The 20,935-nt window shown below is 62.2% G+C and carries 16 protein-coding genes; 3 read left to right on the top strand and 13 right to left on the bottom strand.

Features of this window, described 5'->3' with window-relative positions; translation table 11 throughout:
* Window positions 1-85: 85 nt before the first annotated feature.
* The 6 genes from F8N66_RS02035 to F8N66_RS02010 form a co-directional block, all read right to left on the bottom strand.
* Window positions 86-1,534, bottom strand: a complete 1,449-nt coding sequence (locus F8N66_RS02035; protein ID WP_150768582.1) for an NAD-dependent succinate-semialdehyde dehydrogenase — start codon at window positions 1,532-1,534, stop codon at window positions 86-88.
* Window positions 1,531-2,565, bottom strand: a complete 1,035-nt coding sequence (locus tag F8N66_RS02030) for an aldo/keto reductase (protein ID WP_150768581.1) — start codon at window positions 2,563-2,565, stop codon at window positions 1,531-1,533. Before F8N66_RS02030 ends, F8N66_RS02035 begins: the two co-directional genes overlap by 4 nt.
* Before the next feature lie 10 nt (window positions 2,566-2,575).
* A complete protein-coding gene (gene fae / locus F8N66_RS02025) occupies window positions 2,576-3,088 on the bottom strand; it encodes a formaldehyde-activating enzyme (protein WP_150768580.1) in 513 nt (170 codons plus the stop codon).
* 386 nt (window positions 3,089-3,474) lie between these two features.
* On the bottom strand, window positions 3,475-3,726 hold the full coding sequence (locus F8N66_RS02020; protein WP_150768579.1) for a pentapeptide MXKDX repeat protein: 252 nt from the start codon (window positions 3,724-3,726) through the stop codon (window positions 3,475-3,477).
* A 55-nt stretch (window positions 3,727-3,781) separates the two neighbouring features.
* Window positions 3,782-4,555 carry a molybdopterin-dependent oxidoreductase gene (locus F8N66_RS02015; RefSeq protein ID WP_150768578.1) on the bottom strand — a complete coding sequence of 258 codons (774 nt, stop codon included), beginning with the start codon at window positions 4,553-4,555 and terminating at the stop codon, window positions 3,782-3,784.
* Window positions 4,552-5,169, bottom strand: coding sequence for a cytochrome b/b6 domain-containing protein (locus tag F8N66_RS02010; RefSeq protein ID WP_150768577.1), 618 nt, complete (start codon window positions 5,167-5,169; stop codon window positions 4,552-4,554). Before F8N66_RS02010 ends, F8N66_RS02015 begins: the two co-directional genes overlap by 4 nt.
* 283 nt (window positions 5,170-5,452) lie before the next feature.
* Here F8N66_RS02010 and F8N66_RS02005 point away from each other — a divergent pair, with 283 nt between their 5' ends.
* Window positions 5,453-6,388 (top strand): class I SAM-dependent methyltransferase, encoded by a 936-nt coding sequence (locus F8N66_RS02005; protein WP_150768576.1) that lies wholly within the window; start codon window positions 5,453-5,455, stop codon window positions 6,386-6,388.
* Between the two features lie 314 nt (window positions 6,389-6,702).
* Here F8N66_RS02005 and F8N66_RS02000 read toward each other — a convergent pair whose 3' ends face one another.
* The 4 genes from F8N66_RS02000 to F8N66_RS01985 form a co-directional block, all read right to left on the bottom strand.
* Window positions 6,703-7,383 (bottom strand): GNAT family N-acetyltransferase, encoded by a 681-nt coding sequence (locus tag F8N66_RS02000; RefSeq protein ID WP_150768575.1) that lies wholly within the window; start codon window positions 7,381-7,383, stop codon window positions 6,703-6,705.
* Between the two features lie 217 nt (window positions 7,384-7,600).
* The gene (locus tag F8N66_RS01995) at window positions 7,601-10,090 is read right to left on the bottom strand and encodes a TonB-dependent siderophore receptor (RefSeq protein ID WP_150768574.1); all 2,490 of its coding nucleotides are present in this window, start codon (window positions 10,088-10,090) and stop codon (window positions 7,601-7,603) included.
* 116 nt (window positions 10,091-10,206) lie between these two features.
* Window positions 10,207-11,172 carry a FecR domain-containing protein gene (locus F8N66_RS01990; RefSeq protein WP_224790426.1) on the bottom strand — a complete coding sequence of 322 codons (966 nt, stop codon included), beginning with the start codon at window positions 11,170-11,172 and terminating at the stop codon, window positions 10,207-10,209.
* Between the two features lie 3 nt (window positions 11,173-11,175).
* Entirely contained in the window at window positions 11,176-11,685 is a 510-nt protein-coding gene (locus tag F8N66_RS01985) for a sigma-70 family RNA polymerase sigma factor (RefSeq protein ID WP_150768573.1), read from the bottom strand.
* A 317-nt stretch (window positions 11,686-12,002) separates the two neighbouring features.
* Here F8N66_RS01985 and F8N66_RS01980 point away from each other — a divergent pair, with 317 nt between their 5' ends.
* Entirely contained in the window at window positions 12,003-15,431 is a 3,429-nt protein-coding gene (locus F8N66_RS01980; protein WP_150768572.1) for an Ig-like domain-containing protein, read from the top strand.
* 167 nt (window positions 15,432-15,598) lie between these two features.
* On the opposite strand, the gene F8N66_RS01975 is transcribed toward F8N66_RS01980, so the two are convergent.
* Genes F8N66_RS01975 through F8N66_RS01965 form a run of 3 tightly spaced genes read right to left on the bottom strand, consistent with a single transcriptional unit; the run spans window position 15,599 to window position 19,975 of the window.
* Window positions 15,599-17,017 (bottom strand): hypothetical protein, encoded by a 1,419-nt coding sequence (locus F8N66_RS01975; RefSeq protein ID WP_150768571.1) that lies wholly within the window; start codon window positions 17,015-17,017, stop codon window positions 15,599-15,601.
* A 10-nt stretch (window positions 17,018-17,027) separates the two neighbouring features.
* Complete coding sequence (locus F8N66_RS01970) at window positions 17,028-18,929, bottom strand: hypothetical protein (RefSeq protein WP_150768570.1); 1,902 nt, start codon at window positions 18,927-18,929, stop codon at window positions 17,028-17,030.
* 38 nt (window positions 18,930-18,967) lie between these two features.
* Window positions 18,968-19,975 carry a patatin-like phospholipase family protein gene (locus F8N66_RS01965; protein WP_150768569.1) on the bottom strand — a complete coding sequence of 336 codons (1,008 nt, stop codon included), beginning with the start codon at window positions 19,973-19,975 and terminating at the stop codon, window positions 18,968-18,970.
* A 346-nt stretch (window positions 19,976-20,321) separates the two neighbouring features.
* On the opposite strand from F8N66_RS01965, the gene F8N66_RS01960 reads away from it, so the two are divergent.
* Window positions 20,322-20,927: a M15 family metallopeptidase gene (locus F8N66_RS01960; RefSeq protein ID WP_150768568.1), complete on the top strand. Its 606-nt coding sequence runs from the start codon at window positions 20,322-20,324 to the stop codon at window positions 20,925-20,927.
* The last annotated feature ends 8 nt before the right edge of the window (window positions 20,928-20,935 follow it).

The following is a 20,935-nucleotide window of genomic DNA, read 5'->3' as shown; positions in this document are numbered from 1 at the left end:
AGAGGGCGTGTCAGTCGCCGTATTCATTGCCTGACACACCGTATTCGCGAGCAAGCCCGCTCCCACAGGGGGGTGGGTGGTGGGGTTAGAGCCCCCCCATCAACAGGTATTTGAGTTCCAGGTAGTCATCCAGACCGTACTTGGAACCTTCGCGACCCAGGCCCGATTCCTTGATGCCACCGAACGGCGCCACTTCCGTGGAAATGATCCCTTCGTTGATCCCGACCATGCCCGCTTCCAGGCCTTCGGCCATGCGCCACACGCGGCCGATGTCGCGGCTGTAGAAGTACGCAGACAAGCCGTACGGCGTGTCGTTGGCCCGTTGCAGAACCTCGGCTTCGTCCTTGAAGCGCAAGCACGCGGCCACCGGGCCGAAGGTTTCGTCCTGGGCAATCAGCATGTCGCCGCTGGCTTCGGCGAGAATGGTCGGCTCGTAAAAGGTGCCGCCCAATGCGTGGCGACGGCCACCGCACAGGACCTTGGCGCCCTTCTCCACGGCGTCGCTGACATGCAGCTCGACCTTGGCCAGTGCCGCCGCGTTGATCAGCGGACCCTGCTCGGTCTCACCTTGCAGGGCATTGCCGACGCGCATCGCTGCCACGGCTTCGGCGAGTTTCCCGGTGAAGGCTTCGTACACGCCGTCCTGGATGAAGAAGCGGTTCACACAGACGCAGGTCTGCCCGGTGTTACGGAATTTCGAGGCCATCGCGCCCTTCACCGCCGCGTCGATGTCCGCGTCGTCGAAGACAATGAACGGTGCGTTGCCGCCCAGCTCCAGCGAGACCTTTTTCAAGGTGTCGGCCGCCTGGCGCATCAGCAATTTGCCGGTGCGGGTGGAGCCGGTGAACGACAGTTTGCGCACGATGCCGGACGCTTGCAGTGCGCCGCCGATGGCCACGGCGTCGCCGGACACCACGTTGAACACGCCGGCCGGAATGCCGGCCTGCTCAGCCAGTACCGCCAGGGCGAAGGCCGACAACGGCGTTTCTTCCGAAGGCTTGAGGATCATGGTGCAACCGGCCGCCAGCGCCGGGCCGACCTTGCGGGTGACCATGGCCAACGGGAAGTTCCACGGCGTGATTGCGGCGACCACGCCGATGGCTTCCTTGACCACGATGATCCGCGCATCGGCCTTGTGGCTCGGGATCACGTCGCCGTAGGCGCGCTTGGCTTCTTCGGCGAACCACTCCAGGAAGCTCGCGGCGTAGACCACTTCGCCCATGGCTTCGGCCAGCGGCTTGCCTTGTTCGCGGCTGAGCAAGGTGGCCAGGTCCTTCTGGTTGCCCAGCATCAACTCGCCCCAGCGCTTGATGCGCTGGCTGCGTTCCTTGGCGGTCAGCTTGCGCCACGCCGGCAAGGCGCGGTTCGCCGCTTCGATGGCCAGTCTGGTTTCTTCGGCGCCGGCCTTTTGCACGTCGGCGATCAGCTCGCCGGTGGCCGGGTTCAGCACTGGATACGTTGCCCCGCCGCTGGACCCTTCACCAGTAAACCAGTGCCCATCAATGAAATTGCCGTGACGTATCAACGCGCTCATGCCACGGCCTCGGTCAGGGTGAAGCGTTCCAGGCCGGGACGGGCCGAACGCAGGATGCGTTTACCGGCGGTGTAGTCGTTGATCACGTCGCACGGGGTGTAATTGCGTTCCAGCTCATGCAGTTCTTCGGCATCGAGTTTGGTTTCCAGCGCGGCGAGGGCGCTGTCGAACTGCTCGGTGGTGTCGGCGCCGACCAGCATGCAATCCACGCCCGGATGATTGGCGACCCAGGCCTGGGCGATCTGTGCGTTGGACACGCCACGGGCGCGGGCCACGCGCTGCACCGAATGGGCGATTTCGAACGAGGCTTCGTCGCTGTACATCTGCTGGGTGAAAAAGTCGGTCTGGTTGCGGGTCGACTGCGCGTCACCGGTCAGCAGGCCACGGGCCAGCGGGCTGAACACCGACACGCCGAGACCCTGGTCACGGCAGAACGGGATCATCTCGCGCTCTTCTTCGCGGTAGGCGCAGTTCAGTTGCAGCTGCATGTTGATCGGCTTGACCCAGCCATTGCGCTCGCACGCCATGAGGATTTTCGCCAGTTGCCCGGTGAGCATGGTCGACACGCCGATGTAGCGTGCCTTGCCGGAACGCACGATGTCGTTCATCGCGCTCATGGTTTCTTCCACCGGGGTGTTCACGTCGAAGTAATGCAGCATGAAGACATCGACGTAATCCATGTCCAGGCGTTTGAGCGAGGCGTCGATGCTGTCCATGATGTGCTTGCGCGAATGACCGCTGGCGTTGATTCCGGTGCGAGTGCCGTAGCCGACCTTGGTGGTGATCACCAGGTCTTCGCGACGGGCCAGGCGCTTGACGATGCGCCCCACCACTTCTTCGCCGACACCGGCGGAATAGAAGTCTGCCAGGTCGATGAAGTTCACGCCGTTGTCCAGCGCGTGCTTGACGATCGGCTCGCTTTTCTTCTCATCGAAAATCCACGGTTTCCAGTCCGGGGTGCCCATGTTCATGGTGCCCAGGCACAGGCGGGAGACTTGCAGGCCGGAGTTGCCCAAACGGATGTATTGCATGGCGCGGACCTCAGGCTTTTAGCGTGTAGAAAGGGTTGCTGATGTGATTGACCACGTCCGCCAGTTGCGCGGTTTCCGGCTTGCCGGTCAGGGCGGCGCGGATCGCGGTGCGGCAGGCGTTGTAGTTGTTCAGGTACACCGCATCGAGGTCGTCGCAGGCCGGGTTGACCCAGTTGGCCGTGACGATGGCCCACTCGTCTTCGGCTTCCGGCGGCAGGGTGCCGTCGAGCAGTGCTTCGAGCACCGCCTTGGCGATACCGGCCTGGGACGCGCCCCAGGTGGCGTTGCCGTGCAGGTCGCTGCCGATCGCGGCCTTGTTCACGTACAGGGTCATCGGCTTGACCGGGATGTTGGGCTGGGCGATCACCATGAACGGGCAATGGCCCTGGCTTGGCGAGGCCAGGCTGTTGGCGAAGGCTTGCCCGGCCGGGCCGTTGCGCGGACCGATCAGGATGTTGATGTGCGCGGCGTTCACGCCAGGGCCTTCGAAACCTTCACCGATGTACAGGTCGAGTGCTTTCATGGGTCGTTACTCTTCAGGGATTTGGTCAGGGATTTGGGTTGATCAGAGGTGCACGCAAACCGTGGGATTGGCGTGGCGGGTGTCGGGGTTCGAAGAGCGCAGCAGGTCGCTGGCGAGGGCGCGGCAGTGAGGATGAGTCATGGTTGCAAACGCTCTTTTTGTTGTTGATGAGCTGGTTTGCGATTTTTTAACACCGGGGGTTGGCGGGGCTGTAACCATATAAAATCATGGGGGTATGACTTGAAGTCATACCCCTGACGTCGCCACAAAAAAAACTGTGGGAGCGGGCTCGCTCGCGAAGGCGGTGTATCAGGCAACTCATGCGCCGACTGACACACCGCTTTCGCGAGCAAGCCCGCTCCCACAGGGGATTGTGGTGTTTGGGGTTATTGGGACATGGCGTCCTTTTTCATCGCGTCCTTGGACATGGCGTCTTTTTTCATGCCGTCCTTGCTCATCGCATCCTTGGACATGCTGTCCTTTTTCAGGGTGTCCTTGGCCATGGAGTCCTTCTTCATCGCGTCCTTGGACATGGCGTCCTTGGACATCGAATCCTTGCTCATGGTGTCGGCAGCAAACACGCTGGCGGCGCCGACTGCCAGGCACATGGACAGAACGACGGTGGTCAACTTTTTCATGATGAAACTCCTTGAAGCAGAGGTGGTGGACGAGCGAAATAGCCAGGCGGCCCCGTCAACTGCCACCGAACCAGTTGTAGCCCTGGTCTTCCCAGTAGCCACCGCTGTAGGTGTTGCTGACGAAAATCGCCTGGATGTGTTTGGGGTTCTTGTAGCCAAGCTTGGTGGGCATGCGCAGCTTCATCGGGAAGCCGTACTCGCGCGGCAGCACGGCGCCGTCCCAGGTCAGCGCCAGCAGGGTTTGCGCATGCAGCGCGGTGGCCATGTCGATGCTGGTGTAGTAGTCGTCGGCGCACTTGAAGCCGACGTATTTGGCGTCGGTGTCGGCGCCGACGCGCTTGAGGAAGTCACTGAAGCGCACGCCGCCCCAGCGCCCGATCGCGCTCCAGCCTTCGACGCAAATGTGCCGGGTGATCTGTTCGGTCTGCGCCATGGCGCGTAACTCTTCCAGGCGCCAGCTGCGCTTGTCCGCCACCAGGCCGGTGACTTCCAGGCGATAACCCTCCTCCTCCACCGTCGGCGCTTCGTCGATGCCGTAGAAGGCATTGAACGGAAACGGCCGGGTGATCATCGACGCCGGGTAGGTCGGCGCCATGGCGTTGGGGTTGAACAGCCAGCCCTGCACCCGATCGTTGAAGCGCGACATCGACGACAGCGCGGTCTCGACGCTTTCGCTGTCGGTCAGGTTGCAACCGGACAACATCGCCACGCCGCCGAGGGTCAGGCCACGCAGCAGGAACGAACGGCGTGAGCGGTCCTCGATCTGCGGCGCGAGGATTTTGCGGGCGTCGGCCAGGATGGATGACTCATCAAGATCGGGCTTTTTCATACGGGCTCCTTGCGACCGACAATCATCGCCACCAGGGTTTTGGGGACCAGCGCGACCATCAGCAGATGCACCGCCACAAAGGCGACCAGCAGCGACATGGCGATGAAGTGCACATGCCGCGCCGCTTCGTAGCCGCCCAGCAACTCACGCAACAGCGGGAACTGCACCGACTTCCACAGCACCAGCCCGGAGATCACCAGCAGCGTGATGTCGAGCATCACGAACAGGTACGCAAACCGTTGCACCTGGTTGTAATGACTCAGGTCGGCGTGGCCGAGTTTTCCGCGCAATGCGGCCCACAGGTCATGCAGCACGCCTTTGGGTGAAACCGGGAAAAAGCGACGCTTGAGGCGACCACTGAACAGATTGAAAGCCAGGTACACGAGACCGTTGATCGCCAGGAACCACATCGCCGCGAAATGCCATTGCAGCGCCCCCCCCAGCCAGCCGCCGAGGGTGATCGAGGCGGGAAAGCTGAAATCGTAAAGTGGCGATGCGTTGTAGATGCGCCAGCCGCTGGTGACCATCACCAGCACCGCCAGGGCGTTGAGCCAGTGGGTGAGCCGCAGCCAGCGTGGGTGGCTGGCCTTGGGTGAAGCAGGGGTCTGCGACATGTCCGGGCTCCTGTTGATTGTTCGTTGGAGCCGAGTATGGGAGCGACAAGATCGCCAAATCCTCACGCAGAGTTAAATTATTCGTGATAACTCACAACCCTAAAAACCTGTTGCGCCCCCTGTGGGAGCGGGCTTGCTCGCGAAAGCGGTGTATCAGTCAACATTGATGTCGGCTGTCATGCCGCCTTCGCGAGCAAGCCCGCTCCCACAGGGGTTATGTGTGATCCGCTGAGGGTGCAACTATGGTTAAATGCCGCCCCCTCAAATCGCCGACCCTTGACCGATGAACCCAGACGCCCTCGCCACTCTCAACCAGCATGTGCTGACCGCCCTGGCGGCCGCCCCCGCCGAAACCCGCCGCCTGTTCCACGGCCGTGGCCGCTGCTGGCCGGGGCTGGAGCAAGTGACCGTCGACTGGTTGCAGGGCGTGGTGCTGGTGGCGTTGTTCAAGGAGCCGGAGCCTTCGCAATTGGAGGACCTCAAGCAGTTGCTGATGGCGATCACCCGGTCGGCGCAGTGGGCGCAGTCCGGCGCGCATACGCTGTTGCTGCAACATCGCTACCTGCTGCAAAGCACCACCGAGTGGCTGCTGGGGGCAGAAATCGACGAACTGACCATCACCGAGGGCGGCCTGAAATATCGGGTGGACCTGGGCCGCAAGCAGAACACCGGGCTGTTCCTCGACATGCGCTATGGCCGCGATTGGGTACGGGCCAATGCCCAAGGCAAACGGGTGCTCAACCTGTTCGCCTACACCTGCGGCTTTTCGGTGGCCGCCATCGAAGGCGGCGCGACCCACGTGGTCAACCTGGACATGTCCAGCCCGGCCCTGAGCCGTGGCCGCGACAATCACCGGCTGAACGGGCATGACCTGAGCCAGGTGACGTTCCTCGGCCACGACCTGTTCAAATCCTGGGGCAAGGTGATCGGCAAGGGCCCGTACGACCTGGTGATCATCGACCCGCCATCGTTCCAGAAAGGCAGCTTCCTGCTGACCAAGGACTACCAGCGCGTGCTGCGCCGCCTCCCGGAACTGCTCAGCCCGCAGGGTATGGTGCTGGCGTGCATGAACGATCCGGCGTTTGGTGCGGACTTCCTGATCGAGGGTGTCACCCGCGAAGCACCGGGGCTGCGGTTCGAGCAGCGGCTGGAGAATCCGCCGGAGTTTCCGGATGCCGATCTTGAGTGTGGGTTGAAGGCGTTGGTGTTTCGGCAGTAAATCCGAGTCACCCCCTTCGCGAGCAAGCCCGCTCCCACATTTGATTGGCGAACACAGGTCAAATGTGGGGGGACTCGACTAGCGGTACTTGAGGCCGCCCCCCCATGTTTCTACGATGAAGTTGCGCAGCCGCTTGCTTGCCCAAGCCGTTGCGCAGGTGGTGAGTGTACTGAACCCCTATCAAGCTCACCGCCTGCTTCATGCGCATCTTGAGCCTCAATGGCTCCACTTCTCCCCATCAAAGAGCTTTGAGGCTCTTTTTTAACCTTCTGATAACCAACCCATCCCCGGGTGGGAGGGGCTGGAGATTGAGATCAGGCCAACCGCTCGCGCACAAACTCACTGGCCTTGCGCGTCAGTTGGTCCAGGTGCCGGTCGCGCTGTTTTTCCGCATCGATCATGGCCCGCTTGCCGTGTTTTTGCAGCAGATAGGTATGAATCTGCCGCACCTCCAGCGAGCTGTAGATCGACGCCACGTCCAGCAACGCCATCAAGCCGTCGCTGCCGTGATCACGGGTGTTCATCAACACCTGGGTGGCCCGCGTGCCCACCACCTGGAAGCCCATCGCCTCGAAATACGGCACCTTGGCCACCGCGCAGGCCAGCTCGGCGTGCGGGTAGCGAGCCACCATCTCGCGCAGCATCCGACGCGCAATGCCCTGGCGCCGATGGCCGGCGTGCACCGCCATGTACGCCACGCCGCACGCCTGGGAATCGTCCTTGACCGGCAGGTACAGCAGGAACCCCGTGACGTGCTCCGGGTCGTCGGGATCGGTGGCGACGATCAGTTCCACATCGATCCCTTTCGCCCCGTTCAACGCCTCCAGGTACAGGTGCACCTCAAAGCCGATCGCGTACTGGTACACGTTGTACAACAGGTTGCTTGGCGGGATCGCGACCATGCTGATGTCGGTCAGGTTGTCGACCACCATCTGCAGGATCTGGCTGTTGAGGTGCTCGGGGCACGGGGTTTTGAAGTGGGTGATCTGGGGCATTGCGGGGGTTGGCTCCGGTACAAAGCGAAGGTGGTGCGTCTGCCTATGATAGCGCGACTGGCCGGATGACTTGCTTTGATGTTCCGGCCTCTTCGCGAGCAAGCCCGCTCCCACACTTGATCGCATTTCTTCTGGAGAACCTCGATCAGATGTGGGAGCGGGCTTGCTCGCGAAGAGGCCAACTGCCTCACCGCAAAACTGCGCTGGCGGGTAAAAACTACCAGTCGTACGTCATCTCTACCGACGCCACCCGCTCCTGCCCATAGTAACAACCGAACGAGTAGTTGCAGTCCGACACGTATTCACGGTCGAAGAGGTTCTGCACGTTCAGGCGGGTCTGCAAACCGCGCAGGCCAGGGTCCAGCTTGCCCAGGTCGTAGCTGACGGTGGCGTCGTAGACGACCCAGGACGGGACGTCGAACGAGTTGGCCGCGTCACCCGGCTTGCGTCCGGTGTAGCGCGCACCCGCACCGAAGGTCAGGCCGTTGAGGGTGGCCTGGGTGAAGTGATAGTCGACCCACAGCGAAGCCGCCACCGGCGACTGGGCTTCGTTGCGGTTGTCCTGGTTGCCCCAGGTGTCCTTGGTGTAGAACGAGTCCATGTAGCTGGCCGCCGCCATGACGTCGATGTTGTCGAGGCTGGATTTGACTTCCAGTTCCACGCCACGCGAACGCATTTCGCCGCTCTGGGACATGTACTCGGGGTAGTCATCGTCGCCGGTCAGGACGTTCTTCTGCTTGACCTCATACACGGAAGCTGTGATCAGGGTTTTCTCGAACGGCTGGTACTTCACGCCCACTTCGTATTGTTGCCCCTCGGTCGGCTCGAAGGCCTTGCCGCCACGCTGGGGGGCGGCGGTGCCCAGGGTCGGCAGGAACGACTCGGAGTAGCTGATGTACGGCGCCAGGCCGAATTCGGTGACGTAGGTCAGGCCCACGCGGCCGGTGAATTTGTTATCGCGCTTGGCTTCGTGGGTCGAGGCCAGCAAATCCTTGTTGTCGATTTCCGACCAGTCCTGGCGACCGCCGATGGTCAGGATCCACTGGTCCAGCTTGATCTGGTCCTGCACGTACACACCGGTCTGGCGCAGGGTGTTGTCCCACTTTGTGGTCAGGGTCGGCGTGACGCTGCGGGTGTCGTAGTTGTTCTTGCCGTACAGGTCGACCGGCAACACGTTGTTGGCGTTGTAGCCGTCGTACTGGCGGGTGAAATGGCGATAGTCGACGCCCACCAGAGTCGTGTGTTCCAGGGCGCCGGTGTTGAACCGGTATTCCAGGTTGTTATCGACGGTGTAGGCGATGTTGTGCTGGCGCCAGTCGACCTTGGCGCGGTTGGCCCGGGTGAAGTCGGTCACGCCGTCGGCATCGGTGACGAAGCTGCGCAGGTAGAAACCCTTGTAACGGTCGCGCACGTCGGTGTAGCGCGCCGTGGAGCGGTACTTCAGGTCGTCGCTGAGGTCGTGGCTGAAGTCGTAGCCGAAGACGTACTGGTCACGTTTGTAGTCGTTGAAATGCGTGTCGCCGGAGAAAAAGTCGCGGTCGATGTGCTCGCCGTTGGGGCCACGGTCGAGCGAGCCGATCCGGGGCAACGACTGATAATCGGGCACGCCGTCATCGCGCTGGACCTGGGCCAGCAACGTCAGGGAGGTAGCCTCATTGATCGCCCACGTCAGGCTCGGCGCCAGCAGCATGCGCTCGCTATTGTTGTGCGCGACCATTTCGTTGCCTTTGTCCGCGACACCGACCAGGCGATAGCTGAATGCCTTCTGCTCATCGATCGGGCCGCTGGTGTCGAACGCGCCGTTGACCCGGTTGTAACTGCCCGCCCCCAGCTTGACCTGGCTGCGCTGCTCGGTGGTCGGGCGCTTGGACACCATGTTGATCAAACCGCCCGGCTGGTTTTGCCCGTAGAGCACCGACGACGGGCCCTTGAGCACCTCGATGCGCTCCAGGGTGTAGGGATCGATTTGCGGCGCGCCACCGAGGCTGCCGGCATAGGGGATGTAGGCACCGTCCAGGTACAGCGGCGTCGGCGCGAAGCCCCGGCTGGTGATCTCATCGGCAATCGAGTTGCGGTCGGTGAAGCCGCCGGTGTTCAGGCCCGGCGTGTAGCGCAGGGCCTGGGTCAGGTTGCGCGCGCCCTGGGTTTCGACCTGGTCGGCGGTGACCACGTTGATGGTCTGGGGGATTTCCAGGATCGGCGTATCGGTCTTGGTGGCCGTGGCGCTGCGGGTGGCGACGTAGCCGTCCACCGGGCCGTAGGCCGACTCCACGGCCGCCCCGGAAATGCTGGTGGCGCCTAACTGAATCGCCGCCCCCGAGCCCACGATCGGCAACAGCGAATAACTGCCGTTGTCGTGCAGCACCGGCTGCAATTTGCTCCCGGCCAGCAGCTGGCGCAGGCCCGCATCCACCGTGTAGCGGCCCTGCAACCCGGCGGTTCTCTGGCCATTGGCGTTGGCCGGTTCGAAGGACACGGTGACCCCGGCCGTACCGGCAAACTGGGTCAGTGCCGAACCCAGGGGACCGGCCGGGATATCGAATTGGGTTTCGCCCGTGGTCTGCGCCCAGGCCGGTTGCGCCACCCCCGCCATGCCCAGGGGAACCACCAGCGCCATGCCGAGCAGCGCGGCATGCACCGCACGGGTCAAGGGTCTGACGGATGGCTGGTGGGTAGAAATGCTCAGTTGGCAATTGCGAGGGGTCATGCAGTGTCCTTTCGCCCGGTGGCAGTCAATGGCGGCGTCTATGTGCGCCTCTATCACCTAAGTCGAACGAGAATCGAAATCAGTAACCCCTGCGCAGGTTTTTTTTCAAATCGCGCTCAAACCGGCTCCACACTCGCCCAGAAACGGCTGAATCGGCGGATCCGTACCGGCAAGGTCGAGGTCAGGTTGTCGAGGATGGTCTCGGTACTGGCCAGGTGAAAAGCACCGGAGATGCGCAGCGCCGCCACCGAAGGATCGCAGCCCAGGTGGCCGGGACGGTAGCGCTGCAATTCGTCGACGAAATCACCCAGGCGCCAGTCGTTGACCACCAGCATGTCCCGGGTCCAGGCATCGGCCTGGGGGATGGCCGGTTGCACAGGATCGATGGCGTCCCGGCGAAAACTCAATTGCTGGCCGGCGTCGACCCGCACGGCGCTGTCCAGCCCGTTGGCCGGGCGCACTTCGACCGCATGCGCCTGCACACTGACCCGCGTCAGGTCCGCTTCGTGGCGCACGACAAACTGTGTGCCCAGCGCGCGAATGCTGCCTTCGGCGGTGTGGACCACGAAGGGCCGCGCCCGGTCGTCGCGCGCGGTTTCAATCTGGATTTCGCCCTGGAGCAGACGGATTTCACGCAGGGTGTCGCTGTAGCGAATGTCCACCGCGGTCGCGGTGTTGAGTTGCAACTGGCTGCCGTCGTCCAGTCGCACGCGCCGACGTTCGCCGGTGCCGGTGCGCTGGTCGGCCATCAGGGTCGGCAAGGGCGTGGTCGTCCAGGCCAGGGTGCCGGCGCCGCCTGCCATCAGCAGGATCGACAACACCTTGAGCACGTCGCGGCGCTTGGCCCGGGCGCCGCTCAGGGTCGGGCGGGCGATGCCCGGCGTGACCTGCTCCAGCTTGTCCTGCAAGCGCGCCAGGCGTTCCCAGGCCTGGCGGTGCCGTGGGTCGTGCTCCAGCCACCGTCGATGTGCCTCGCGGACGGCGTCGCTGGGGACCTCGCCACGCAGGTCGACGTACCAGCGTGCGGCGGCTTCGAGGGTCGCGTGATCCAGCGGTTGCCCCAGGGATTGAGCGTGCGCCACGGCTCAGTCCTCGATCAGCAACAGGCAGTGCGTCAGGGCGCGCACCGCGTGTTTCTTGACCGTGGTCACCGACACATTCAGGCGCCGGCCGATCTCGACATAACTCAGGCCGTCGAGCTGGGCCATCAGGAAAATCTCCCGGGTCCGCTCGCCCAGGCCATCGAGCAAACGGTCGATTTCCATCAGGGTCTCGATGATCAGCGTGCGGGTTTGCGGGGAGAACGCCACCGGCTCCGGCAGGTTGGCCAGGGTGTCCAGATAGGCCTGCTCCACCGCCCGGCGCCGGAACATATCGATCATCAGGCTGCGGGCAATGGTACTGAGGTAGGCGCGCGGTTCGCGCAGCTCAAAGGTCTTGCGCTGGGTCAGCACCCGAATGAAGGTGTCCTGGGCCAGGTCCGCCGCATGGTGATTGCACCCCAGGCGTTTACGCAGCCAGCCACACAGCCAACTGTGGTGGTCCTCGTAAAGCGTCTGAACGGCGTGATGCGGCGAGAGATCGGCGGAGGACATGGAAAAGGCCCGAAACAAATTTATTTGATAATGACTCTCATTTTCTTCCAAGCCGACACATTTTTGCAAGAGCACCCACGAATGGTGAAAGCAACCCAATGAAATAAGGGGTTTTTCCCCGCAAGTGAGGACTTTCCCCCACCGCTGCCTGCAACGCCACTGAAACAGTCTGAAACAACTTACTCATTAATCAGCACTTTATATCGGCCTCTGAATGATGGCCCAACAGTTGCACCGGCCCCTTTACCGCACTAGCAGTCGTCCCCGTTATCGGGCATGGCGGGTTTCGCCAATTTGGCAGCGTAAGGGGAAACCAAATGAAAATCGCAACACCAGCGTTCAGATCATTCAGATTCTTGCGGGGGTCGGGCATGGCCTCTGTGATGCTGATCACCGCCAGCCTGACCCCGGTCAGTGCGGCACCCATTGACGACGTCAGCCAGCCGCCACCGACAGACCCCTCGGCCTACTCCAACCCCCCTGCCGATCCAGTGGCAGCGGCGGCAGCGCTGGAGGCCTTGAAACTGATGCCCGAGGCCAACCAGGGCTCGCTGGCCCTGCCCAACGGGGTATTTGGCGACCGGGACACACCCCGCGCCGACAACGTCTTGCCGCCAGCCGCGCAGACCTCGTTCAACTTCCCCACCAACGGCAAACCCAGCCCGTTGTTCGGGGCCGCGCCGTATACCCAGCAACTGTTGTTGTTCGAGGAATTCGGCCCGGAAAAACTCGACCCGACCATCCCGCCACCAGCCCTGACCTTCCCGGTCCCGACCATTGGCCCGGCACCGCAGCAAGACCCGGACAATGTCGCACGCAGCGGCCCTTCCAGCGCCGCGCTGGATGCCTTCATGCGCCAGCCGGGGCTGTTTCCGTTCCCGTCGCAGTTCTCCAACGTGCTGGATCGCAACCCCTGGAAGGCGCAGATCGAAACCTTCCTCAACCGCCACCCGGTAGGTTCGCCGGCGGAAGGCCGGCCACCGGGAAAAGGCTGGTCGCACCAGCGCTGGAACGAGTTCTACCCGCAGACCGCCTACAAAACCGTGCAAGCCGGCGCCCGGACCAACCTGGGGTTGCGTGACCGCAAGCAAATGCACAACTACGCCGTCGGTGAATTCGGCCCGGGCGGGCTCTACTACCAGACCTCGGACATCCCGACCACCACGGGCACGACTAAAGGGATCGACACGCGTTTCCACCCCAATTTCCCGCTGCAAAATCACAACTCGATGTGGACCTTTGACGGCACCTTTCCACCGAAATTGCTGATGGTCCGTTACGGCCAGCCACTGCTGATGCGCCACTACAACGCCCTGCCCATCGATCCTGCCGCCAACATGGGTTTCGGTCTGCACACCATCAGCACCCACGAACACAACGGCCACTCCCCCGCCGAGAGCGATGGCTATGCCAACGCGTTTTTCTTTCCGGGGCAGTACTACGACTATCGCTGGCCGATGCAACTGGCCGGCTACGACACCATCAACACTGACGCCCACGACCCGCGCGCGGCGTTCCCTTGCGCGCCGGGCGAAACGCTGTACGTCAACGACACCACGCCAGGCCTGAAAACCTGTCAGAACGGCACGATCAAGATCCGCGGCGACTGGCGCGAAACCATGAGCACCCACTGGTTCCACGACCACATGCTCGATTTCACCGCGCAGAACGTCTACAAGGGCAACGCGGTGATGATGAACTACTACAGCGCGCTGGATCGCGGCAACGAAGCGGTCGAGGACGGCGTCAACCTGCGCCTGCCCAGCGGCTCGGCGCTGCCCTGGGGCAACCGCGACTACGACGTCAACCTGGTGGTCGCCGACAAGGCCTGGGATCAGAACGGCCAGCTGTGGTTCAACCCGTTCAATACCGACGGCTTTCTCGGCGACCAGATTCTGGTCAACTGGCAGTACCAGCCGAAACTGAAAGTGCGCGCGCGCAGCTATCGCTTCCGCATTCTCAATGGCTCGGTGTCGCGCTACTTCAAGATTGCCCTGGTGCGTGAAGTCGCCGGCAATGGCGGCGAATTCCCCGGGCCGTCGGGTTCCGGGGTGTCCTACACCCGCGTGCCGTTCCACATGATCGCCAACGACGGCAACCTGATGGAACACGCCGTGCCGTTCGACGGCAGCATGGACCTGGACGCCGATGGCGATAAGCAAAACCACAACGCCATCCTGCCGACCCAAGGCATCGCCGAACGCTTCGACATCATCGTCAACTTCGCGAAAAACGGGATCAAGACCGGCGACAAGCTGTACTTCGTCAACCTGATGGAGCACAAGACCGGCAAGGGCCCGGAAAAGAACGGGCTGAGCCTGGCCGACGTGCTGTCCGAAAAATACAAGGCGGTGATCAAGCAAGGCAGCAAAGGACCGGAGTGGGACAAGGGCGACCCGGTGGTCGGCAAGTTCCTTCAACTGATCGTTCAGCCTTACAGCGGCACCGATGTCGCCATGAACCCGGCCGATTATGAGCCGGCCAAACCGGGCAAGGCCGCAGGCAAGGTCATGATCCCGCTGACCATCGATCGCGACAGCGTGGCGGACCAGGCCAAGCTGAAGGTGGCGCGGCATCGCGAGTTCATTTTCGGCCGTTCCGACGGCACCGACGAAGCCCCCTGGACGATCAAGACCGACGGCGGTTTTGGCTACAGCATGGACCCTCGCCGGCTCAACGCGGCACCGCAATTGGCCAACGGCCCGACGGACGCCGGGTTCTCCGGTGACGGCACCCTCGAAGTGTGGAAAATCATCAACGGCGGCAACGGCTGGAACCATCCGGTGCATGTGCACTTCGAGGAAGGGATCATCCTCAGCCGCGACGGCAAGGCACCGCCGGAATGGGAAAAAGGCGCGCGTAAGGACGTCTATCGCATCGGCCAGGGCATCGACAGTTCGGTGGATGTGGAAATGGCCATCCACTTCCGCGAGTTTGCCGGGACTTACATGGAGCACTGCCACAATACCCAGCATGAAGACTCCTCGATGCTGTTGCGCTGGGACGTCGAGCATCCGGGTCAGTTCCAGTTGATGCCAACGCCCCTGCCTGGCTGGGACGGTGTCACCTACGTGAACTCCGCGGCGCTGCCGACTTTCCGCAACGGCGACGGTGGCAATGGGGATGATGACGATGACGACAACGAGGACCAGAACAAAAAACCCGTGGCCAACCCTGACAGCGCCGCCAGCGCCAACGGGCAGCCGGTGACCATCAACGTGCTGGCCAACGACACCGATCCGGACGGGAACCTGCCGCTCAAAGTGGTGGGCCTCAATCAACCGGATTCGGGCATGGGCACGGTCAGCACCGACGGCTTGCGTGTGATCTACACGCCACCGGCCAACATCCCCGCGCCGTTCACCGCGACCTTCGCTTATCAGGCCAGCGACGCCAAAAATGCGGTCTCGGAACCGACCACGGTGTCCGTGGCCGTGACGCCGGCGCCGGCGGTCAACGAGGACCTGGTGGTGACCAGTGCGAGCGTCACGGTGCGCAGCAACAACCGCTACACCTGGGACCTGGCCGGCACCACGTCGCGCGGCACCGGCAACACGCTGACGGTGACCGCATCGACCACCGCCGGGCCACTCAACCTGGGTAATGCGATCCTCACGCCAACCGGCACCGGGGCTCGCTGGCGGGTATCGGTCAGCACCACCGGCGCCGGCCCGACGCCGAACCCGACCGTCACCATCACCTCGACCTTTGGCAAGTCGGTGACGGCGCCGATCACCGCGAAGTAAGGTCGTTCGATTGGCGCCCGGTCCATGCCATGTGGGTCGGGCGCCGGTCGATTACACAGAGTCGCTTTCGCGAGCAAGCCCGCTCCCACATTTGATCTGCGTCGTACACACATCAAATGTGGGAGCGGGCTTGCTCGCGAAAGCGGTCACTCGGGTTTTACAGGCAATCAGAACGTAATCCTGATCTCCACCCACAAACCCGTCGGGTGATAGTCCAGCACAGGCCGGTTTTTGTCGGCGCCCTGGTGCTTCATGAAGGTCGCGGTTTCCTCGGCGATCTCGCTGTCGCCGATGACCACGCGTTCCTTGGTCATGGTTTTCAAGGCGTCATAGAGATCGGGATACGGCATGTTCCATTGGTTATCCAGGGCGACTTGCGTGACCACCGGAATCATCGCCACCAATCGCTCGTCGGTCATCTTCTCCAGCCCCAGCTGGCGCAATGTGGCGTTGTGGCTGCAATGGTGACCGACCTTGTACAGCGTCACGCGCGCCAGGATGTCATCCACGGTGAGCGCGCCGCCCTGGGTCGGGTCCGGCGTTCGCGGGTAGGTCTGGTCGGCCCATGACAGCCAGTTGCCGACCTGGGCGTCGCCCGGAAACAACAGCACCTGGCCGTCCGGCAATTCGAAGGCCAGGACCAGGCTGGTGTTATTGGTGTCGGAGTCCATCTTCAGCGCCAGGGTTTCGGCGCACGAGTACCACTCGTCATCGATCTGTCGCTGCGACTCGGCGGGGTCAAAGTACAGCCGTTGGGTCAGCGTACGGTCCCTGGGCTTTTGCTGTTTCACCGTCTCCAGTGGCCGATAATGGGGGCGCGCAAAGGGGACGTCACAGGGGTCGACGCACGGGTTATCGAGCTGGTTGAGGTGCAGGCTGATCGCGCCGGCATCCGCCTGGTCGCTCAGGTACACCTCTTTGGCCGCGCCCCGCGAGGGCAGATCCTTGCGCAGACGCTTCTCGTCCCTCGGGGGCCCCAGGACGTAGGCCTTGAGACCGGCAATCGCGGTCGGCGTGACAACATCGCCCGGTTCCAGGTAACGGGTTCGCGCCGGTGTCGCCTTGTCCTTGAGCATGCGCAGCGTGCTGGCCCCGGTCGGACGCCCGGCTTCGTCGAGGCCGATGAAAGCACTGAGCTCCATGACCGTGCGGATGTGAAAGTCACGGTCTTTCAGAGCGGCCATTTTGGCATGGCTGGCCAGCGCCGACAGCGCCTGCTTGGCCTTGTCAAACCGCTCATGCAACGCAACGGCCGTGGGATCGTTGGGATTTTCCGTCCAGGCCAGCCAGAACTCGGCGATTTCGAAATTTTTCTGGAAGCTCTCCCGTTCATAGAGGAACCCCGACAGGTGATCGTGGTGCTCATGAGTCACCACCAGCAGGTCAAGCCGCCCGCCCGTGGTTTCAAGCAGATCGCGGACAATCCCGGCCATCCGCTCCCTGGCATTCTTGACCCCCTGCAGCACACCGCAATCAATCAGGATGTGCTTGACCGCGCCACCGTCCAGCCCATGGCGCAGCAAAAAACAGTCGCCGAGAATGCCGCGGTACATGCGCACCGACACCGAACCTGATGAAGCACCCATGGCCATGGCTTCAGACTCCACGATGGGTCATGGCAAACGGATTATCCCGGGCATTCGCACGACGGTAGGTCAGCGCCAGGCTGCCTGATCCCGACTCGAGGAAATGACGCTGGCACTGGAGCCGTACATCATCATCGATGCGCTTGCAAATGACGTAGCGCACCTTGCCGTCGCGCAGGTCGATGATCAGCGTCGCGCCGCCGCGAAACTGGAAGTCGCCGGTCAACGGCTCGGTTGTACTGACCAGGTCCTGCCGGTCCTGGATCGCCTGCCTTTGCGGGTCCAGGAAACCCTGGCGTTTTTGCGTGACCTCGATCACCAGTTGGCGCAGGTCCTGGCCATCCGGACCGGCGCGGCGGCAGGTGCGTACCGAATGCACCTCGACCGCTGGCCGGCTGAGATCGCGCCCAAAAAACAGGCTGCCCGCGATGTAGTCCTGGGTGCGTTCGCCATTGAACACCACACCCAGCGCTCTTTCCCAACCCGTGCCCGGATTGCAGACCTTCATCATCCAGTGCCAGACAGCCTTGCGATTACGCTCGGCCTGGCGAAAGCCCTTGTGCCGCTGGTATTGCGGGGTGATATCGAGCGCATCCTGCGCTTTGGAGGCATGCAGCAGTTCGGTGACCGCCAGGGCAACCTGTGGCGCCTCCCACAACAGGCTGTCCGGCGCCAGCGACAGGCAGTTTTCCGGCAGAATGCCGCGACGGCGGAAGGCCTGGATCATCGCCAGGCGATACTGCAGCGGATCGTCGGGGATCAGGTCGGCGTCCGCGGTGACGATGCCCCGCAGGAACTCGCCAAACCGCACGTCCACCGGCGGCAGGTAATCCAGCGCCCGAATGCACATGCGCAAGACATGGTCCGCCGACTTGGTCGCTTCACGGGTCAGGCGCTGGACCAGTTCCGGTGGCAGGCGACTGCCTGCGCGCCCCGTGCCATCGGCCAGGCGCAGGAGATCGGCGGAACGCTGCTCGTAGATACTGATGAAGGCGTCGAAGACCGCGGCCACCAGAATCGCACCGCGCGCGTGTGGCTCATGGGTGCGCGACAACAAGGTCGGGTCGGGCAACTGCTGGCTGTCCTTGTCATCGATGGCTTCGCGCAAGGCCGCATAGCGCCCGGTGGCTTCGCCGAACTGCCGGGCCAGGCCACTCATCCAGGAGCGCTGGTTGAGGTTGCCGCCATTGGCCGCCACGTGCATGGAGACCGCCTCGGGCAGCATGAAATGCATCATCAGCGCGACGATGTCGGCAAAGGCCTCGTGAAAGGCCAGGCTGTCCGCACTGGTCGCCTCACTGTAGCGACGGTGCAAGCCATCGAGAATGGCGTGGGTGGTTTCGTGGGCGATGATGTCGTGGGACAAGGCGGTGAACACCCAGCTCCCGGGAAGATTGACGCCGGGATCGCTCGTCGAGGCCTTGAAGTAACCGAACAGCAGGGCCTTTTTTTCCTTGCTGTAGTACGCATTGGCTTCGCGCAGCGCATGGGGGTAAATGCGCAACTTGCGCACCTGTTGGTACGACCCTGTTTTCTCGTCCCATTGCGGGCACCAATACACCTTGCGCCCCAGCGCCCGCTCGAACAGTTTCACGGTCTTCATCGCCACCGCGAATACCATTTGCTGATGGAACCGCGGGTCGCCTTCAGACGGCGTCAAACCATCCTGGGCCAGCAGATGACGATCGTTGAGGTCCACCGGATCGTAAAACTGGCCGCTGCCGGGATCGATGTCGATGACTTCAAAATACTCGTTGACCGGGCCGGGCTGCATCCTGGCTTCCCAACGCTCTTCCCAGGGAATCTGGATGGTCGCGTGACTGATGCGCGCGGTGTCCAGCTGCGTGGCGGCCTGCGGGTCGAAGGCATACACCCGAAGCTTGCGCATGGCGGGCGGTGGGTAGTCGTTCATGGGCACTCCCTTTGTCGCGCGCGTCACACCACCCGCCGCTAGAGCAGTTCCGGGGCGTAGGCCGCCAATCGGGCCTGGACCAGCGCGGCACCATGGCGGGTCAACACGGCCATTTCTTCCGGCGACAACTGTCGAAGGTTGGTATCGATCGCCGAGGCAAAGGCCGCGTCGCCCTCGCGGGCCTCACCGACCTTGCTGTCGATCGAGAACCACATCGGCTTGGGCCCCTTGCCGGACAGAAAACGATACTGCAGCCGGTCAAACTCCAGGCCCCGTATTTGCTCCATCATGATGTCCAGCCCCGCCTTGAGCACGATGGCGCCGGACTCGGTCGGCCGGTTGTCGTTGGCAAAGGGTTTTCCGCCGTCGCTGACAATGATGTAGTCCAGGTCGTTCCGGTCGCGCACCAGCGGGTTGACCCCCATGTTGTCGTAGACGCCGCCGTCGGTGAGCGTGACGTACTCGACACGGGTGGCATGGGGGTAGGTATTGGCATCGAGCCGCAAGGGAGGAAACACCGGGGGAAACGCAGACGAAGCCGCGACGGCCCGGCAGATGGGGAAATCCTGAGCCGGGGCGACCCCGAGGTCATGATCGCCCATGACACAATCCTTGCCCTCGCCGCAAACGAAGAAGAATAAATTGCCGGTCGCCAGGTTGGTGGCATTCAAATAGATGCGAGGACCATTGCCCAGGGCCGACAGGGTTTTCTTGTGGAACAGGTCCTTGTCGTAGGAGTCCGCCAGTTTCTCAAGTCGAGACTCGAATGGATCAAACGCGCCGGCAATGAATGACGACACCGCAATTGAACGGGTGCGCAGATAAGTATCGAGCAACTCCAGTTTGTTGGCAGCGCTCCAGTTCAAGGCAACGGTGGCCCCCGCGATACTGCCGCCGCTCACGCAACTCAATAGATCGATTTTGTCGAGCAGTCCGTGACGCTTCAGCCCCTGCATGACCCCCAGGTGGAACGCGGCGGCCCTGAACCCTCCCCCCGACATGGCCAGACCGATGCGTTTGGTTTTGCCGTCAATGACCAGTGCCATGATGAGCTCCCTTGACTTGAGAAGTAACTCCACTCAATCAGACTGCCGTACACATATTGTCCAAAGACTAGCTGAATTCTGGCTATACCAGGAAAGGCAATAGCGATTAAGCCATCAGGCTTTATTCCCAAACATTAGAACAAGCAACTAACAGAAAGCTAACTTAATAACTAACGCCCCCATTAATAAATATCATCTTAATTACTGTAAGCCTGCAATTACAACAACCGTAACACTTGCTTAACACCTGTCCCAGACGTTCGCCACAGTGTTGTATCACACTGCTTACATCAAACAACCGGAAAGGAATCCTCTTTGGAACCTTCATCACGACTGGAGCAGCAAGATGAACATTGAAAGGCTGATTCGCGCCGTGCAAAAGGAGATTGGGGTCGAAGTCGACGGCAAGGCCGGGCCACAAACCTGGGAGGAAATTGCCAGGCGCCTGATCCCCGACCAGGCACCGACACTGGCGAGCCCTGCATTGACTGGCCTGGACAGCAGGAGCAAGAAAAACATCGAAAGCCTGTTGCCGCAAGTTCGCCCTTACGCCGTCGCCCTCATCCAGAAAGCCGCACTCAACGGGATAAAGATCAAAATCATCAGCGGACACAGAACTTACGCCGAACAGGATGCCCTGTATGCGAAAGGCCGTCCGGACAACCCGCCAAAGGTCACTAATGCCAAAGGCGGGCAATCGAACCATAACTTCGGTATTGCCTTTGATATCGGAATATTTGAAGGCACTGAATACCTGGGCAGTTCACCCAAGTACAAAGCCATCGGTGTACTGGGCACCGACCTGGGCCTGGACTGGGGCGGTAACTGGAAGAGTTTTAAAGATGCCCCGCACTTTCAACTGCGCCCTGAATGGGCCAACGGAATGCTGGAGAAAGACATGTTGGCCGAACTGAGAAAACGCAAGGAGAACGGCCAGGACGCTTTTGCCTGAGTGCGCTG

The organism is Pseudomonas fluorescens (assembly GCF_902498195.1).
Classification (GTDB): domain Bacteria; phylum Pseudomonadota; class Gammaproteobacteria; order Pseudomonadales; family Pseudomonadaceae; genus Aquipseudomonas; species Aquipseudomonas fluorescens_BU.
This window is presented reverse-complemented; position numbering and strand designations above follow the sequence as displayed.

Coding starts and splice junctions, on each gene's coding strand:
- F8N66_RS02035 (WP_150768582.1), bottom strand. CDS start 1,534: ATGAGCGCGTTGATACGTCACGGCAATTTCATTGATGGGCACTGGTTT.
- F8N66_RS02030 (WP_150768581.1), bottom strand. CDS start 2,565: ATGCAATACATCCGTTTGGGCAACTCCGGCCTGCAAGTCTCCCGCCTG.
- fae (WP_150768580.1), bottom strand. CDS start 3,088: ATGAAAGCACTCGACCTGTACATCGGTGAAGGTTTCGAAGGCCCTGGC.
- F8N66_RS02020 (WP_150768579.1), bottom strand. CDS start 3,726: ATGAAAAAGTTGACCACCGTCGTTCTGTCCATGTGCCTGGCAGTCGGC.
- F8N66_RS02015 (WP_150768578.1), bottom strand. CDS start 4,555: ATGAAAAAGCCCGATCTTGATGAGTCATCCATCCTGGCCGACGCCCGC.
- F8N66_RS02010 (WP_150768577.1), bottom strand. CDS start 5,169: ATGTCGCAGACCCCTGCTTCACCCAAGGCCAGCCACCCACGCTGGCTG.
- F8N66_RS02005 (WP_150768576.1), top strand. CDS start 5,453: ATGAACCCAGACGCCCTCGCCACTCTCAACCAGCATGTGCTGACCGCC.
- F8N66_RS02000 (WP_150768575.1), bottom strand. CDS start 7,383: ATGCCCCAGATCACCCACTTCAAAACCCCGTGCCCCGAGCACCTCAAC.
- F8N66_RS01995 (WP_150768574.1), bottom strand. CDS start 10,090: ATGACCCCTCGCAATTGCCAACTGAGCATTTCTACCCACCAGCCATCC.
- F8N66_RS01985 (WP_150768573.1), bottom strand. CDS start 11,685: ATGTCCTCCGCCGATCTCTCGCCGCATCACGCCGTTCAGACGCTTTAC.
- F8N66_RS01980 (WP_150768572.1), top strand. CDS start 12,003: ATGAAAATCGCAACACCAGCGTTCAGATCATTCAGATTCTTGCGGGGG.
- F8N66_RS01975 (WP_150768571.1), bottom strand. CDS start 17,017: ATGGGTGCTTCATCAGGTTCGGTGTCGGTGCGCATGTACCGCGGCATT.
- F8N66_RS01970 (WP_150768570.1), bottom strand. CDS start 18,929: ATGAACGACTACCCACCGCCCGCCATGCGCAAGCTTCGGGTGTATGCC.
- F8N66_RS01965 (WP_150768569.1), bottom strand. CDS start 19,975: ATGGCACTGGTCATTGACGGCAAAACCAAACGCATCGGTCTGGCCATG.
- F8N66_RS01960 (WP_150768568.1), top strand. CDS start 20,322: ATGAACATTGAAAGGCTGATTCGCGCCGTGCAAAAGGAGATTGGGGTC.